The sequence below is a fragment of the Photobacterium sp. DA100 genome (genome assembly GCF_029223585.1).
GTDB lineage: Bacteria > Pseudomonadota > Gammaproteobacteria > Enterobacterales > Vibrionaceae > Photobacterium.
In genome coordinates this window covers 668,641-686,283 of the sequence record NZ_CP119424.1, presented here as the reverse complement: position 1 = coordinate 686,283, position 17,643 = coordinate 668,641, and the positions used below count along the sequence as shown (strand labels likewise).

Genomic DNA, 17,643 nt, shown 5'->3' with positions numbered 1-17,643 from the left:
GGAAAAGATGACTAAATGGTGGCACAACTCTGTTGTGTACCAAATTTACCCGCGAAGCTTTTGCGATACCAACGGTGATGGTATTGGTGATATTCCTGGCATTATCAGTAAATTGGATTATTTACAAAACCTTGGTATAGACGTCATCTGGCTATCCCCAGTTTATCAATCACCGATGGATGATAACGGTTACGACATCTCTGATTACTGCAATATTGCAGATGAGTTCGGCACCATGGCTGATATGCAGAAATTGCTAGAAGAGGCCAAAGCACGTAACATCCGTATCGTTATGGATCTTGTGGTCAACCACACTTCTGATGAACACCCTTGGTTTATCGAAGCACGTAAGTCGAAGGATAACGCTTACCGTGATTTTTATATCTGGCGAAAACCAGACGAACACGGTAATCCCCCTAATGAACTGACCTCGATCTTTTCTGGTAGCGCCTGGGAACTGGATGAAGAATCAGGGGAGTACTATCTACACCTATTCTCAAAGCGCCAACCCGATCTTAACTGGCAAAACAGCCAAGTTCGTCAAAAAGTATTTGATATGATGAACTGGTGGATTGATCAAGGCGTTGGAGGCTTCCGTCTCGATGTCATTGACCTCATTGCCAAGGATGTAGATAACTTAATTACTGGCAACGGTAAAGATCTACACCCAATGCTTAAGGAGATGAACAAGGCGACGTTTGGAGACAAAGACCTACTGACCGTCGGTGAGACGTGGGGAGCAACACCTGAGATCGCTAAACTTTATAGTAACCCTTCACGTGATGAGCTCTCGATGGTATTCCAATTTGAGCATATCACCCTTACGTGGGGCGATGGTGAAGATAAGTGGAGACCTGTTCCATTAGATCTGCCTGCCTTCAAAAAGATCCTTACAAAGTGGCAAGTTGAACTGGCCGACAATGGTTGGAACTCTTTATTCTGGAACAATCACGATCTGCCCCGCGCTGTTTCAAAATTTGGCTGTGACCAACAATACCGCATTGAATCAGCCAAAATGCTAGCAACAACTCTTCATATGATGAAAGGCACTCCCTATATCTATCAGGGAGAAGAGCTTGGCATGACTAATGTAAAATTTGAGAGTATCGATGATTATCAAGATATAGAGACGCTTAACTTTTACAAAGATCGTACACAAAGCGGCACTTCCATCGATGACATGATGCTGGCTCTGCATGAAAACAGCCGTGATAATGCTCGTACACCAATGCAATGGTCAGATGAATCACACGCAGGATTTACCACAGGTGAACCGTGGCTGGCAGTCAACCCAAATTACAAGAGTATCAATGCGCTAGCGGCTCTCAATGACGCTGATTCTATCTTTTTCCACTATAAGCAACTCATTCAGCTTCGAAAATCTATCCCTACGATAGTCTACGGTGAGTTTATCCCTTACTTAGAAGACCACAACGACGTTTTCTGTTTCAAGCGCACGCTCGAGGGTGACACCTTACTTGTCGTGTCCAACTTCTCTGACAAGCATGTTGACCTAAGTCTGCCAGAGGAAATAGCTCATTTTAGTGGTGAGCCCGTTATCTCGAACTATTCAGATATTTGGGAACTATCAAACCACTTAAGCCTGAAACCATACGAATCATTCGTAATTCGCGCTAAGTAACTATTTATATGTAGCTGCCTTCACAGCAGAAGGCAGCGCCCCGGAAAAAGGATCACATCGTGGTAGACATAAATTTAAACGGTATATTCAAAAAATACGGTGATACCCAGACCATACACGGAGTTGATCTCGATATATCAAATGGCGAATTTGTAGTGTTTGTTGGGCCATCAGGATGTGGTAAATCAACACTACTTAGGATGATAGCAGGGCTAGAGTCTATTTCAGATGGTACATTGCAGATTAATCAACAGGTCATGAATGAGGTTGCCCCTTCTGAAAGAGGGGTTGCCATGGTGTTTCAATCCTATGCGTTGTATCCCCATATGACGGTCAAAGACAATATTGGGTTTGCGCTGAAAATGCACGGGAAAGACAAAGCTGAAATTGAACGTAGGGTCAATGAAGTTGCAGCCATACTTCAACTGGAGAACCTCTTGCACCGGAAACCTAAAGCACTGTCTGGAGGTCAGCGTCAACGTGTAGCAATCGGGCGCGCCATTATAAGGGATCCCAATGTTTTCCTATTTGATGAACCACTATCTAACTTAGACGCAGAATTACGAGTAGAAATGCGCCGACAGATAGCTGAACTACACCGCAAACTAAAGCGCACGATGATTTATGTCACTCATGATCAGGTTGAAGCGATGACATTAGCGGATAAGATTGTTGTCCTAAACCAAGGCCGTATTGAGCAAGTTGGCTCACCAATCGAACTATACAAATCCCCAAAAAATCGATTTGTTGCAGGCTTTATTGGCTCGCCGAAGATGAATTTTATCAAAGCCACTGTCCAGCAAAGTGATTCTAGTATGACGGTTGTTACACTCAGTGACGGTCAATCCCTAGAGCTACCACCATCCAATTCAGGCTTAAAGATTGGAATGCCCGTCGAAGTTGGTATTCGTCCAGAAGATATCACAATGGGTACAGACGCATCATCAGGGCTGCAATTCACTCCAACCTCTTCAGAGCGTCTAGGTGGCAGTACTTATTTATTTGGTGAAGTTGCCAATCACAACGATATAAAAATACATTTAAGTGGTGATATAGATATTTCAAGTAACAATATCGTCAACTTAACAATTGAAAAAAACAAATTCCATCTATTTGATGAAAGTGGAAAATCTATTCACCTTCTATAAATAAAACAAAATCAAATAAATCATTTCTGTTTAGCAGGTAAGTCATCTGCTAGACAACTTATATACCAATGAACACAGAAGGAATTAACATGTTACGCAAAAATGTAATACTAGTATGCTCTATTCTTTCAGCTATTTCTTTTAATGCTAACTCTGCCAGTTTTATTGTTAATGATAGAACCACTTTTACTTTTGGTGGTGATGCAGAAATGGATATCAACTATAAAGATTATGACCATATTTATAATAATAGAAGTGAAAACTATAATCAGAGCGGCCGCGTACTAGCAAGTTTGATGGGAGAGCAGGTCAATAGTAATTTTAATGTTTCCTTCAAAATTGATGGCCTGTTTGACACCAGCGGAAACCTTTTCATAGATGATTCATGGGTTCAAATAGGACAAAATGATGGCTGGCATATCCGAGTTGGTCGACTTGAAGCCACTGATGTTTATTTGATGGGACAAGATACATTTGTTGAGCATACAGGAAATACATCAGACGATAGTTATAATGATAATGGCGCCTATTTCTACAAGATGAACGAGGCTCAGGGGCGAGCATCAGACAGTGGTCAGTTCATGATCTTTAACCAGTTTGATAATAATGTTTATTTTGAGCTTGCCGCGATGCTAGGAGATAGGATCAACTTATTCACAGAGGGAACCTACCACGGTAAAGAGCTTGTGTCTGAGAAAGATGCCTTCTTTATTCGTCCATTAATTAAGTACGAAAATGAATCATTTACCGCGACTCTTGCAATGGAAAAGAACCTAGTCTCAGATGCAATCCTAACGAGTGATGGCGACGTGCTAGACAGAACAGGTTTTGGCGGCCATATTGTCTACCGCTTCAATGATGATTTTCAGTTACAAGGTAACATTGCTTACTTAGATGCTCTAAATGAAAAAGACTTAACAACAGGTATTAATGCAATCTATAAAAACTTTGGTCTCTCCTATGCCCGAGCGATTAATGATTTTGATGCCAGCTCAAATTTTTATGATGGAAAAATTAAAATTGATACCGTCTATTCTTCCTATGAGTTTAAAGAAGCATTTGATCTTGAAGGGTTAAAGATTGCAGTCGGTGCATATTACTCGAACTTAACGGATTCTGGTACTAACTTGTCTGCAAACTTCAGTGATATGAGTGAAGCCGGTGGAAGAATTCGGATTTATTATAGCTTCTGGTAAATTACCAAAATTAAAAAAATTAAAATAACAAGACATCGATGAGTTTAATTAAATCAAAACTTAATTAACCTAGATATATAATGTTCTATACCTGTAAGTGGTGCAATATAAATTATCTAATAGATTTGATAGATATAACTATTGATTTATTATATAAAATTATTGCATCACTTAATTATTATATTTAAACCTAAACTTTAATCTCATGAATGTTGATTCGTTTGATCATCATATGACCGCAGTAATAGCAAAGGCATCATGAAACGACGAGTTTGTCCGCAATTTATTCCTAAACAATATTGAAGTTAGATTTTCATATTATTGTTTTAATGGAAACATAGTTTTTTCATTTGTCTTCGACGGTTCCAACTGCGAGGTGTGATGATGCGTAGTGCTTATCCGATTCTAATATTGGCAATACCGAGGTGTGGAACATTTCAATGTCTCGATGCGCAGTTATCTCGCCAAGCAAGGCCTATCGTCAAAGGCTTCACTGTTGATCTTGAGTTTAACGGCCAATCCATAAACAATGATATGCGTATTAAAGAATATTATGCCGGATATTAATTAGAACTCTTTCACCCCATCGATATGATAGGAAATTAGCAGTTCCTCAGTCTGCAGCGCGTCCCGCGGGCCCTGGTAGTCAAACTCTCGGACGCGCTTAACTGTCATGCCTGTCGCTGCATCGACCCACAGTTCGGTATAGCCAACTCCACTTTCATTCTCTCCGGCATCTAAGAGGTGTATACGCTGCTCGTCTAAACGGAAATGGCAAGCCTGCAGCTCTTCACCACCAGGTGTTCTAAAGTCACTATGCCTTGATTAGAAAATACCTGCCTAACTTCGGTATGCTGCTCACGTCCACCGTCACCATGGCGCCTGTCAACAAGAAAGCTCACCCGCTCCTCCTGCTCACCGACAGCAACACCGTGAAGTAAGTAATAAGCTGGTGGCGAGTACTCTCCAGAATATTGAACTTCACCACTCATATACTCTTCATAGCCAACAAATTCAGCACGCCTATCTTCCGTATCAAGCAATGTATATTCGGCATAAGGAGCAGGTTCACCGTTGCCAGTTATCGTCGAAACAAAGCCGCGAATGTTAGAGAGGAGGTAAATGATGTTGAAATAATGAATTACCCCCGTTTACCAACGCTCAATTAACTCATTTATATATTGCCTTGGGGTTAATTTATGCATGCGACGAAAAGCCTTGGTAAAGCTTTGTTCGCTCTGGTAGCCCAACATCCTTGATACTTCACTAATTGAATATTTACTTAATAAACGAGGAGCTTGGTTACATAAAAGTTGATGGTTGACTAGTTCTGTAAAAGAAAGATGCTCTTTTTTTAATCTACGCTGTAATTGCTGTGGTGAAAGATTTATTAATTTTGCTACATTTTCAAGCTTAGGAAAACCAAAATCTTTACTGTAGTTAATAACTTCATATATACATCGTAAAAAATCGTTTGATAATGGCATATCAATATAGCTTAAAATTTCTTGGTGATCTAATTTTGAACCAAATAACTGTTGCTGAACATACGACTTCCTTTTCACTAATTCATCATAAGTAAACCAAACTTGAGTTTCTTTCTGATTCCAATCTATCGAACAACCAATAAAATTTTCTACTTCACCATCCTTACCTATTTGATTACCAGGTAATAGTATCCTTCTTGGTAGATATTCCTTACCATGAAAAGTTCTCAATAATTGGATAAAAAACCACATTGCTATGATACCATCAAATAATCTATCCTTATCACGAAAACTAATATCGTTGTATCGCCACTTATTGATGCTTCCACTTCGAATCATGAAAGCTTCAGAGTTTGATTGAAATGTTGAAAGTACAGCATTGAACCGCATAATAGCTGTAAACAAATCATTGGAACTAGCTATGAGGTAGTTTAGATGATTACAATCATGCAATGAAATATGAGGCCCACAATGAACAATAAAAAGTTTATCTTCCGTTTTTTCGGCTAGCTTATTAAAATATCTGCTTATTTCCGGTAAAGGGATTAGCCTCATTGGATTTTCAAAAATAACATCAGGCAAATCAATTTTATTCAATGTCCCCGGATACTGACGTTCTACAGCTTTCAATAAAACTCTAAAAATCCCAGATCGACAAAAACTAATTTTATTATTCATAACGATTTATCCAAATCATTCATTGCCATAAATTATGGTTTCCTCATTACTTTAACATTATCAATCAAATAATAGAAGAAAAACCATAAAAGACATATCATTTGTTAATTTTCTGCGTCCCGAAAATCGGCGGCTCGCGGTGCCACAATTTATCCGTTTCCATTAAATGATAGCCATGTTGATACAGAGCTTGCATATAATACTGATCAAACTGAAGTGTTGGGTCTTTCTCTATCTGAAAACCGCTATCTATATGGGAAAAAAAGAATTTTCCTCCAGCAGCCAACGATTGCTGATATATCTGTATAACGTCACTACGTCCTTGATACTTTATAATAGTATCAAGGGAACGAGCAGCCACACTGTGAAGCGTCATTTCTGTTTGTGCCCAATGAGGTAGAAACTCACCGTTACGAATGACATAGATGTTAAGGTTATTCTGGTTTCTATTAGCTATAGAAGAAATGTCCCAGGAGTCAGGAAATAAAAAAACTTGTCGTGCTACTCCACCATCTACATGTATTTCTTGATATATCTTTCCATTATACATTACATCTATCTGCACAGCAGGCATTGCACCTGGTACGGCCGTAGATGCTAAAATAATGTTTTCAAATAGCTGCTCGGAAGCAACAGAGCCTATTTTTGCAATAGCCCCCATATTCCAAACAGATAGTCGCTGAGTATCCAAGTTTGTTGTACCTATAAGTAGGTATTTACCACTATCATGTTTGCTTGCAACTTTCGACAACAGCTCAGGTGTAATTGTATCTCGCACCATTTGCTCAAAGGGTTCTATGTCAAGCAGTGATGTACTATGAAAAATAGAAAATAACGATTTTTTTCTAAACAAATCACTATCGGTGTAGTTGGTGTAGAAGTCGATGATTTCATAGTCATACTGGCTCCCAAGATATGCAAATACAGAAATAATTGCTCCAGTGCTAATCCCTGTTACTAAGTCAAAATCAGGTCTCTGTCCCGATTCAGTCCACGCAGCTAAAACACCGGCACCAAATGCTCCGTTAGCCCCACCTCCCGATAATGCCAGCATGTTCTTTTCTTCGGATTGACCTCTATGCTGAGCAAGCTTTTCAGCAACCATTGCCAGTTTATCTTCACTAGTTATATCTCCCCATACACGGACCATTTCACCTGATATTGGCTTTACCGAATTTGTCAAAGACTCAGGAACACTATTGTGTTGAATACCTTGTGTACATCCAGTCAAAGATGCACATAAGAATAGCAAAGAATATATGTATTTTTTCATGATTAAATAATGCTGACGGTGATTCCATCAGCATTCCATTCACAATAACATTAAAACTGATGGTTATATTCTAACCTCCAATCACCATCCTCAAAACTTTCATGACCAGCAGAATAATATAATCTGACATTATTTATTGGTGTAATTTGGTAACTAGCAATAAATTCATGGCTTAAACCATCACCATCTCTTAACTTATCTACCCAGTAGTCGTCACCAAAAATAGCATGGGTATACGTTAGATTGTAGTTAAGCCATATTTTATCTGTAATTGTGAACTTGTTATATACAATAAACTGACCATAAAAAGAGTTTATTCCTGTTCCTGTACCTACTTCATCATCAGAAGCAATACCTGAACGGACTAACTCTCTATTAAGCTCACCATCACTATACTGTACGCCGCCAGCAAGAATTGGATAAGCCTGCCAAAAGCCAACTTTTGGTAAAGCTTGCATTAAACCGTATGACGCAAACCCCATTCCATCATCAACGTTGTGTGTTATATCTATATATGAACCAAGACCATTATTGGTATTTACACTAAACAATCTAAAACGAAGCTCATCAATTCCATCATCGGCTAACTCTGGGTTATCTTGACTTGATCCTGAATCATCTGTCCAACTTCCCATAATATTTTTTGCTTCCAAAGCAAACATGGACATTTCATCATCAACACCAGTATCTAATGCCTTAACAAACTTCAAGTTTAGACCATTTGTTCCTGCCGATGCTCCAAATTGACTGAACACCGCCATTGGATCAGACATATCTGCAGGCTGCTTTTGTTCTTCAGCACTCACGTAGCTATTAAAAGAAATGGCAACCAAGGAGGTAAGTATTTTTATTTTGTAATTTTTCAAAGCATTACCTTTTTAAAGACGTCAGCACTCCAGTACTTTTTACTAAAGTACTGACATTTAATTAAATATTGGATTAATTTTGAATGTTTTCTATTTAGCAGTTGGCGGTGTATATGGATCTGGTTGCCCCATTTTTATTACTGGATATTGAGCCATGGACTTTATATGTGCGTTTAAGTGCGGTAACGCTGCTTTAGGTACCCATGTATGAGGGAATAGAACATTTTCACGTTCGCCAGGATCATTATACAAATTATATACTCGAGGCATTGCATAATGCTTCGTTTCGCTAAAAACAGTATCTTGCTCAATAAAATTGAGCTTCCAGTTCTTCCACTTCAAGCCCCAAATTTCATCCCCCATATAAACAACAATTGAATCTCGACCTGATTGCTGTTGTTTCCCTAAGAAGAAATCGGCCATATCGATACCATCAATTGCTCGATCAGTCGGTACTTTACCGTCAGCGATATTTGCTAGTGTTGGGAATAAATCCATTGCATGTACCATCTCGTCACTTGAAGTACCAGCAGATATCTTTCCTGGCCACTTAATTGCGAACGGTACACGCAAGCTACCTTCCCAGCCAGTAAATAATGTCCCTCTCCATGGCCCGGCAGTCCCATGAGCAGAAGTCTCAACCGTTAAAGTATTACTTCCACGGTTGGTTGCTTCTGGGCCGTTATCAGCCGTAAAAATAAAAATTGTTTCTTCTTCAATCCCTAGCTCTTCAATCTTATCGAGTAATCGCCCGTTATAAGTATCGACTTGATGCAATAAGTCAGCCCAGTTACCATTGCCAGTCTTTCCTCTGAAATCTGGGTGAGGGATTGACGGATAGTGTGTCTGGGTGTAAGGAATAAAGAGAAAGAATGGCTTATCTTCTTTTGATTTTCTTTCCATATACTCCAACGCTCTTTCCGTTATATCGTGATCAATTTCAGCACGGTAATCCAAACGATAAGGACGAATTTTAGTCGGCTCTTGGCCTTTGGTCGCTTCCATTACGTAAGTTTCATCAACACCGCTTGCTGCAAAACCGTCTAAGCTTGTATAAGCAGCTTCGTCAGTGGAGTTGGGGATACCAAACCATTCATCAAACCCTTGGTCTGTAGGAAAACGACCTTTTGTTCGGCCCAAATGCCATTTGCCGAACATGGCAGTGTTATAACCAGCATCTGAGAACATTTCAGCCATCGTATATTCCCAATCCACAAGGCCATAAACACCTTTGCCTTGCGGCACGCCGCTATTTCCGCTTCGTACAGCATATCGCCCCGTCATTATTGCGCTACGAGATGGTGTACATTGAGCTTCAACATTAAAGTTAGTAAGTCGTAAGCCTTCGTCAGCGATGCTGTCGATATGTGGTGTTGGAGCACCACGCGTAACCCCTCCACCATTAAAACCTGGTTCGCCCCAGCCGAAGTTATCCATAAAGACAAGAACGACGTTGGGGGACGTCTGTGCGCTCACCGCCGAAGAGCATGCCAATATTGTACTGGCTATAATAGACTTAGTTCGTTTTTTCAATTTTATACCTCTCGATTAATAAACAGGATTGCCTGAATAAGTTAAATTGAGCGAGAAAATCTCCCCTTCATACCTTGCACTAGCAGAGTATTCTTTCGAGTAGTTTGCAGTTATATTCCAGTTACTGTTGAACCAATAACCAACCTGCAAACCAAGAGCATGAACTTCGGATTTTTCACCCAGAGAAGTGCCAAACATGTGGTTGACATTTTTCATATCAGCAGGCAGCGAGTCAGATTCTGTTTGCCATTGACTGTAGCCCCTGATACCTATCTCCAGTTGCTGAGTAAGATACTGGCTATAACCATACTCAAGAGTCAGGTGATCACCTGGTTTAACCCCGGTAGCATCAGATTCACCGTGAAATTCATATGTTGCAGCGAGCATTAAAGCCGATGCTTTATCCATAAAGTAGTAATATCCCGCAGCTTGTACTTGTGCTGTCCACATATCTAAGGTGACATCATCATCACCAATAGGTATGTAAACCCCAGCGCCAAGCGTGACGTCATATTGTTCATTCAACCAACCAAGCCACAAAGGTTGTACATACAAATCACCGACACCGCCACCAACGCCTTGGTTATCCATCTCTGTATTTACATAGGATGGGTTTATATAAAACGAATAACGAGCGCCTAAGATTTCTTTATCTGTCACCCACATTAGTAGTGGAGCAACAGCACCTGTTGTCAGCTCTTGCCCCTGTCCAATTGAGTTGCCATTGCGATCTTTAAAATCGTCAGAAGCATAGTAGAGGTTGTATTGTTCATAGATAAACCCCGCTTGATCGGGCATCGTGAAGTCACGGATATTTCCAACACCAGGGGTATAGTGGCCGCTTCCATTCAAACCATCAGCTGCAGCTGTAAAAGCAGTACCAGCCAATATTATGGCGGTAATTAATTGTTTTCTAACCATAAGCACCAAGATCTCTAAAGTTTCTATGTTGTCTATGTATTAAGCGATGTGACAAATATAGGGATTCTTGGATGACAGATGTGAAAACGGAATGAATAGGTCGAAAACAAATACCAGAGTGACATAATTACTCCAAATAACTGACAAAACTCTCAATACACCTAAGCTACCGTCACCAACCCTACATTCGGACGGCTTATGTATACGAAACAACCAACAAGTCAAAACTGCTATATAGTGACCAAGCCTACAGGTGCAGTCTGTAACCTTGATTGTTCTTATTGCTTTTATCTGGAGAAGGAAAAGCTCTATCCCGACCGTACGCAGAATTGGAAAATGGACGATGAAACGTTGGAAAAGTACATCATCCAATTGATAGAAGCACAGTCGAGCAATGAGGTGACATTTGCATGGCAAGGCGGAGAGCCTACATTAATGGGAATCGCTTTTTTTGAGAAAGCCGTATCATTACAAGCCAAGCATGCAGGGAAGAAAAAAGTAAGTAATGTTATACAAACAAATGGAGTATTAATTGATGAAAAGTGGTGCAAATTCTTAAAAGATAACGATTTTTTGGTTGGAATATCAATTGATGGTCCAGCATATCTCCATGATCACTATCGTATTAACCGTTCTGGCAAGGGAACCTACTCCAAAGTTGTTATGGCTATTGAGAAACTTCGCCGTTTTAACATTCCATTTAATACCCTAACTGTTGTCAGTGCTCACAATGTAGATGCTCCTCTTGAGGTATACCGACACCTAAAAGAACTCGGGGCTGAACATTTACAATTCATACCATTAGTAGAAAGAGAGAGCAAAAAGTCCAGAGCCGATGGACTGACCTACATAAACCCTGATTTAAGTTCCGAAGGTTTGCTCACAGAGTGGTCAGTATCTCCCCAGAAGTTTGGAAAGTTCCTCAATACAATCTTTGATACTTGGATATCCGAAGATGTAGGTAAAATATTTGTCCAAATGTTTGAGGTTGCGCTTGATACCTGGTTCGGACATACACCGTCACTGTGTATATTTTCCCGACAATGCGGCCACTCTCTGGCTCTAGAGGCTAATGGTGATCTCTATAATTGCGACCATTACGTATTCCCTGAGCATAAACTCGGAAATATTCATATTAACTCTATAAAGGTGATGAATTCTTCAAAAAAAGCAATAGCATTCGGCCAAGACAAGGAGCTTTCTCTAAGTCAGGATTGCCTGGATTGTACGTTTAGAAATGCGTGTAATGGTGGTTGCCCTAAACATCGGTTCGCCTTATCGTCAAAAGGGAAACTAGAGCAAAATTATCTTTGCCCTGCTTATAAGTCCTTTTTTCACCACTCAGCACCCTACTTAAGATTAATGTATGAGCTGTATAAAAACGGTGAAGATATTCGGTCTATTATGGCTATTCGAAAACAGCGCTTACTCACCTTGCAAGATCAAACAAAAAGAAATGCACCTTGTTTTTGTGGTAGCGGTAAGAAATATAAGAAATGTTGTTCGTCTATAACTATCTAATCGAGCAACAGACATTACACCAATACTTTAAAGTTAACAGCCCCCCCTAACGGTTCGCTTAGAGATTAAACCAAGACCTTAGTAGGTATATTCATTTGTCAAACTGTGACTGTAGAGGTAATCCAAGGCTGAGCTACGGTTGATATTCAAACAAGGCTCTGACGCATTCGAAATTGCTGGATATTAATTAGAACACTTTCACCCCATCGATATGATAAGAAATTAGCAGTTCCTCAGTCTGCAGCGCGTCCCGCGGGCCCTGGTAGTCAAACTCTCGGACGCGCTTAACTGTCAGGCCTGTCGCTGTATCGACCCACAGTTCGGTATAGCCAACTCCACTTTCATTCTCTCCGGCATCTAAGAGGTGTATACGCTGCTCGTCTAAACGGAAATGGCAAGCCTGCAGCTCTTCACCACCGGGTAGTTCTAAAGTCACTATGCCTTGATTAGAAAATACCTGCCTAACTTCGGTATGCTGCTCACGTCCACCGTCACCATGGCGCCTGTCAACAAGAAAGCTCACCCGCTCCTCCTGCTCACCGACAGCAACACCGTGAAGTAAGTAATAAGCTGGTGGCGAGTACTCTCCAGAATATTGAACTTCACCACTCATATACTCTTCATAGCCAACAAATTCAGCTCGCCTATCTACCGTATCAAGCAATGTATATTCGGCATAAGGAGCAGGTTCACCGTTGCCAGTTATCATCGAAACCTTGATCAGATCACTGTAACCCACATAGTATTGCCCCGCCTCAAAGCGGAGGGCCTGAGTTTGGTTTTCTGCTAGGCGTCCATTACCTGCATAATGCCACTCTGATAGATGCTCACCGTCACGCCATACATCGGGATTAAAACAGTCAATGGTTGTCGAATCGCTATCGCTGCCACAACCAACAAGTAACAAAGCGGTTGCGGCAACCTGGAACGTTTGACAAAGAATTTGGCGATTCATACTGCACTCTACAGCTAAAAAATAAACGCCGCGAATATTAAAGAATAGGAAAGCAAAGGACAAACAAGTCTTACCTGATAAATGTAAGCTAAAGTAACTTAATCAAATCCCACGGGAGTGTTCCTCTGTACCTAACTCATACTTGGTGCAAGCATCAGAATACGTTATCTGTAGTTCGATATTAAAATTGGCAATGTTCGTCTCTTAACATTGCCAATTGTTCCTTTATATTTGCTATCAGCACTGCCCTTCACTATTCCGAGGCTGATCTAAAAAAGTTAAAGTGAGCCCTTAGAAGGTAAACTGGTTAATCACCGTTTCAAGGATACGATCGGCAATGTATTTATGCGTGACTGTCGTCGGATGTGTCACCCCCCAAAATACATACGAATCAGAACCGTAATAAGCACATTCGTTTGTCAAACTGTGGCTGTAGAGGTAATCCAAGGCTGAGCTACGGTTGATATTCAAACAAGGCTCTGACGCATTATGGAAGCCATGTTGCTGCGGGTTACTGGTGATTGCTTCGAACAGGCTGTACGCGTCAAACAATGCCACGTTGATGCCTTTGCTTTGGTAGTACTCAGCCTGTTCGCGAATATATTGGTTAAACTCTTCAATCTTTTGTCTCACCAACAGCACTTGTTCCTGTGTTGAATACTTAAACTGAGGTGCTTTGGTTGCATCAGGTAGCGTCAACAACAAGATATTTTGCGCCCCAGCATCCGTCAGGCGTATCATCGCTGCGCTATAATCGGCTTTGACTTCTGGCACTTCGCGGTCGTAGTTCATAAAATCATTCAAGCCGAATTCCAGCGTAAACAAGGTGTTTTCTGGCTGGTAGTTTTTCGCCATTTTCATATAAGTCAGATATGAGGTTACCTGATCATAAACACCGGTAAGTGCAATGTACTGGTTTGTACCTGCCGCGCCACCCACAGCCCAATTATACAGTGGAATGTTCTTGTTTTGAGCTAGGTATTCGGTCCAGACAAAGCCATTGGAAAAATGGCCTAAGAACCACGAGTCCCGGTTTGGAAAAACCCACTGGGAGCCGTTAAACATATTGCCGGTATCCGACAGGCTGTCACCAAATACCACCATTTTATTGATAGCTGCAGGCTGGGATTCTTTGTCATTGGTCCAAATTGAATGGTTGTAAGAGAGACGATTATCAGCTGCAAAATATGTAATGTCGGCTACCTCATGCGTAACGCCCAGTGTCTCATCGCAGCGCTGCTTGATATTGTCCTGGGACTCGCTGGTATAAAACATGTTCTTAAAGGAAACAGATGAGTACCAATAACCTGGAATCGTGAAATAACTGCCGTCGTCATTCAATGCCCACTCCCACTCCGTAGCCGAGTCATCATGACTGGCACCTGTACGATACCAGCACCTGACATATGTGTATGTTTCAGATGACTGGACACTTTTGACGTCCTCAGCGGTAATTGACTCCGGCGTCAGCAGTTCACTTTCCAACGCGTAAGAAGCCATTGGCAGCAGTATAGAGAGCAATAAAATGGAATTTTTCATTTTTACCTACTTTTGTTAATTATTGTTAAGGGGTGATGGTTTGTTTCTGTAATAAAATGCAACCTAATACGTGCAATTAGGTCTCTAAATATGCAAGTTGGCGGATAAATTAATGCTTGTGCACTAGATATTGCATGGCCCCTTCAGTAACCATCAAAATCGTGCTTTATACATGTATTACCCTTCATGTAGTGTAATAACTCTAATCAAACAAAAGCAAAAATTCACATGCAATTTAAATATATTTTTCTGTATAAAGATCACGAAGTGTCAATTAACGGGCGTAAAGCGTCAATGTGTCGTAACACATTGTTTTCATGCTAATCTACATGTAAAAGCTTATAATTTGTTAATTTGAGTCAGACAACACGGACATAATTATGCAAAACCGATTGGGCACCGCGATACAGCTTGTTCTTGCTACTTCAATTTTTTATTTGGGGTATACTATCTATTCTTTTACCAATACGATAAATAAGGTAGTTGATACCTACCCGCAAATGATGGCTGAAATCAACACGACTGCAGACAAACTTGAAATTGAACAATGGTTATTACTGGCAAAAACCTTTGAAGAATTATCACCACAGGCATTGGATCTTGCTGATGATATCAAGGCCACAATCGATGGAGTAAATCAAACTGTTGCCTCCGTGGATAAAAAAATTCCACAGTTGTTAGATGAAGTCAAAGTCATCCGCAATGAAACCATTCCATTACTGGTGCAAACAGTCGAGACGGTAAACAGCACCACGCTGCCTGTCGCCTTAGATGAACTAAAACAATATCGAACCAATGTCATTCCGGCCGTCATCATTGAAAGCAAGGGATATAGGAAAACCACCATCCCCGCGATCATTGCTGAATCAGAGCAATTGCGAAATGATGTACCGATTATGCTGGCGAAAACCGATGAGCTTGTGGAAAAAAGTGAACAACTTACTCAGCAAGCGACGCAAGGTGCGGTCAAAGGCGTACTCCTTTCTCCTGTAAACATTATTCGAGATGCCGGAACAGGGTTGATCAGCCTCCCTTCAACAAGAGATCCGGAGAAAGAGTAATCCACTTGGATTGCCGGCACAGGTGTACTAATCGTTTTCACTTTTCTTAGCTTGGTAGGAACTGACAATAAACACGATTCCCATTAGGCTCTGAATGGCCATAACAATAAGAAACAAGCGCATTGATATTTCGCAGGCAATTACCTGGTTGTTAGACAAATAAGCTGCGGAGGTGACGAGTTGCTCCCAATGGAAAAAAAGCAGTGCCGGAAAAAGTGCAAAAGTTATAGCAAGGCCTTTGATATACCAAGGCTTTGCTTGCCATTCAGCAGCCGTGTGTACGCAGTACCGTCCGGCAGTCCATAAGATCGCAGCTAACAATACCACTAGGCTTTCCATGACGTTCCTTAACGTATCAACATTTCTGAATTAAAACAAAATTATCATTAGATTTTATTATCGAAAAGCTCAGATTTGCTCCGTGTCCGTCCGTTCAATCGGCTACATTTTTTTACCAATACAAATAGCTAGAAATGAGACCGTATAAGAAATTACATTTAGAAACACTCTTTGATTTCAGCATTTATATCTAACAAGCCAGTAAAACCCTCAATTGCTGCAATCTCATTTCTCTATTTTGAAGAACAAAATACGTTCAAAGAATGCATTTATAGTTCAGAAGGGGCAACACCAAAAGGACATTGGCTGGGTTTGCTAACCCAGCCATGTTTACATATTACTTATGAACAATTGCCGGCCTTGCGATATCCTGCCGATAAGGCCTCTTGTTCTGACTTAAAATCAACAACATTCTTTGGGCTCACCCGATCGTAGCTCGGGCACCCCACAGGCAGGTGATATACCTTGCTGTTCTTGTTCCCTCGGATCAGCTCTAGCGGTTCAACATCCGCTTCTTTGCTTCCGGTTAACGATGTTTTCAGCCCATCTCCGCTATTCTTATGGCCGATATTCCACACCTTCTTCCCTGTCACAAACGGATTATCATTGCCCATTTGCTCTGTGATACGTCGGTTACGCTCAAGCTCCCATTGAGTGACAGGGAACTGTCTATCCCACGCAACCAGCAGTCGTTGTTGCTGGTCCGACATATTTAGGTTGTAGCGGTCAAACATATAGAAATAGGTTCGTGCTATCTGGCCTTTGATTTCGTCCCTCGGCTCAGCCAAGCGGCTTTTGAAATCAACTTTAAACTCACACTGTCCATATTGACTGGCCGGAGCACTGAACTGGCTGAAGTTAAAGTTCGAACGATCACCATTAACTTCCCCTATAGAAGGTGTCAGGTTGTGCATGTCTGCTTCCATAGCAGCAAAAACAGGATCATTCTTCACGCAATTTTTACGGCCACCTTCCTGCCAGCATTGCCTCGCGCGGCCAAAGTTTGAGGCGGGAACGATGTGCTCCCACTCGATCCGTTGGGCTCGGTTTTGGTTTTTGCGCACCTCATAACCGCAGCTATCGAGGTCAACGCGCCCACCACTTTTTCCCATGAAGGTATAGCTACAGCCACAATAAAACGTACCGTTGTCAGTACGGTCGAAATAAACATTCTCCTTCGCTAACACTTTGGCATGGCTAAAATTATTCGGTGTCGCTGAGGTAGTTGTCGATAAAAGAAGAGCAAATATGGGTAGAAGCAGTTTTTTTGTCATATTTCATGCAGCAAAGGTATTGATAAGTTGCACTAGAATGACACAACACTATAGATAATTCGATAGGTAGATTAAGTTGTTATGGGTAATCATCTGGCGTAAAGCGTAAATGCAACGACTTCGCATCTCTACCCTCCCCGAACACACTGTAACGAAATAATTACACCAAACAAAACACCCGAAAACACCAACACCATTGACATTTTCTCT

General features: G+C 41.0%; 15 protein-coding genes. 5 read left to right on the top strand and 10 right to left on the bottom strand.

What is annotated here, in order from left to right; all coding sequences use genetic code 11:
* Positions 1-7: 7 nt before the first annotated feature.
* The 3 genes from PTW35_RS20815 (at position 8) to PTW35_RS20805 (ending at position 3,986) form a co-directional block, all read left to right on the top strand.
* Positions 8-1,642, top strand: a complete 1,635-nt coding sequence (locus tag PTW35_RS20815; RefSeq protein WP_281029113.1) for an alpha-glucosidase — start codon at positions 8-10, stop codon at positions 1,640-1,642.
* Between the two features lie 59 nt (positions 1,643-1,701).
* On the top strand, positions 1,702-2,790 hold the full coding sequence (gene ugpC / locus PTW35_RS20810) for a sn-glycerol-3-phosphate ABC transporter ATP-binding protein UgpC (protein WP_281028793.1): 1,089 nt from the start codon (positions 1,702-1,704) through the stop codon (positions 2,788-2,790).
* An 89-nt stretch (positions 2,791-2,879) separates the two neighbouring features.
* Entirely contained in the window at positions 2,880-3,986 is a 1,107-nt protein-coding gene (locus PTW35_RS20805) for a carbohydrate porin (protein ID WP_281028792.1), read from the top strand.
* Positions 3,987-4,747: 761 nt separating this feature from the next.
* Here PTW35_RS20805 and PTW35_RS20800 read toward each other — a convergent pair.
* The 6 genes from PTW35_RS20800 to PTW35_RS20775 form a co-directional block, all read right to left on the bottom strand.
* Positions 4,748-4,978: a hypothetical protein gene (locus tag PTW35_RS20800; protein WP_281028791.1), complete on the bottom strand. Its 231-nt coding sequence runs from the start codon at positions 4,976-4,978 to the stop codon at positions 4,748-4,750.
* 159 nt (positions 4,979-5,137) lie between these two features.
* A complete protein-coding gene (locus PTW35_RS20795) occupies positions 5,138-6,151 on the bottom strand; it encodes a helix-turn-helix transcriptional regulator (protein WP_281028790.1) in 1,014 nt (337 codons plus the stop codon).
* 97 nt (positions 6,152-6,248) lie between these two features.
* Positions 6,249-7,424 (bottom strand): patatin-like phospholipase family protein, encoded by a 1,176-nt coding sequence (locus PTW35_RS20790; RefSeq protein ID WP_281028789.1) that lies wholly within the window; start codon positions 7,422-7,424, stop codon positions 6,249-6,251.
* Positions 7,425-7,474: 50 nt separating this feature from the next.
* Entirely contained in the window at positions 7,475-8,290 is an 816-nt protein-coding gene (locus tag PTW35_RS20785; protein WP_281028788.1) for a hypothetical protein, read from the bottom strand.
* Positions 8,291-8,380: 90 nt separating this feature from the next.
* Positions 8,381-9,823 carry an arylsulfatase gene (locus tag PTW35_RS20780; RefSeq protein WP_281028787.1) on the bottom strand — a complete coding sequence of 481 codons (1,443 nt, stop codon included), beginning with the start codon at positions 9,821-9,823 and terminating at the stop codon, positions 8,381-8,383.
* A gap of 15 nt (positions 9,824-9,838) precedes the next feature.
* Positions 9,839-10,744 carry a transporter gene (locus PTW35_RS20775; RefSeq protein ID WP_281028786.1) on the bottom strand — a complete coding sequence of 302 codons (906 nt, stop codon included), beginning with the start codon at positions 10,742-10,744 and terminating at the stop codon, positions 9,839-9,841.
* Between the two features lie 198 nt (positions 10,745-10,942).
* On the opposite strand from PTW35_RS20775, the gene PTW35_RS20770 reads away from it, so the two are divergent.
* On the top strand, positions 10,943-12,265 hold the full coding sequence (locus PTW35_RS20770; protein WP_281028785.1) for an anaerobic sulfatase maturase: 1,323 nt from the start codon (positions 10,943-10,945) through the stop codon (positions 12,263-12,265).
* 187 nt (positions 12,266-12,452) lie between these two features.
* Here PTW35_RS20770 and PTW35_RS20765 read toward each other — a convergent pair whose 3' ends face one another.
* Together PTW35_RS20765 and PTW35_RS20760 are read right to left on the bottom strand one after the other, a co-directional pair.
* Positions 12,453-13,220 (bottom strand): hypothetical protein, encoded by a 768-nt coding sequence (locus PTW35_RS20765; RefSeq protein WP_281028784.1) that lies wholly within the window; start codon positions 13,218-13,220, stop codon positions 12,453-12,455.
* Positions 13,221-13,511: 291 nt separating this feature from the next.
* Positions 13,512-14,759 carry an SGNH/GDSL hydrolase family protein gene (locus PTW35_RS20760; RefSeq protein WP_281028783.1) on the bottom strand — a complete coding sequence of 416 codons (1,248 nt, stop codon included), beginning with the start codon at positions 14,757-14,759 and terminating at the stop codon, positions 13,512-13,514.
* Positions 14,760-15,139: 380 nt separating this feature from the next.
* Between PTW35_RS20760 and PTW35_RS20755 the strand changes: the two genes are divergently transcribed.
* Entirely contained in the window at positions 15,140-15,820 is a 681-nt protein-coding gene (locus PTW35_RS20755) for a hypothetical protein (protein WP_281028782.1), read from the top strand.
* A 27-nt stretch (positions 15,821-15,847) separates the two neighbouring features.
* Here PTW35_RS20755 and PTW35_RS20750 read toward each other — a convergent pair whose 3' ends face one another.
* A complete protein-coding gene (locus PTW35_RS20750) occupies positions 15,848-16,159 on the bottom strand; it encodes a hypothetical protein (RefSeq protein ID WP_281028781.1) in 312 nt (103 codons plus the stop codon).
* A 341-nt stretch (positions 16,160-16,500) separates the two neighbouring features.
* Positions 16,501-17,433: an endonuclease gene (locus PTW35_RS20745; RefSeq protein ID WP_281028780.1), complete on the bottom strand. Its 933-nt coding sequence runs from the start codon at positions 17,431-17,433 to the stop codon at positions 16,501-16,503.
* Between the last annotated feature and the right edge of the window lie 210 nt (positions 17,434-17,643).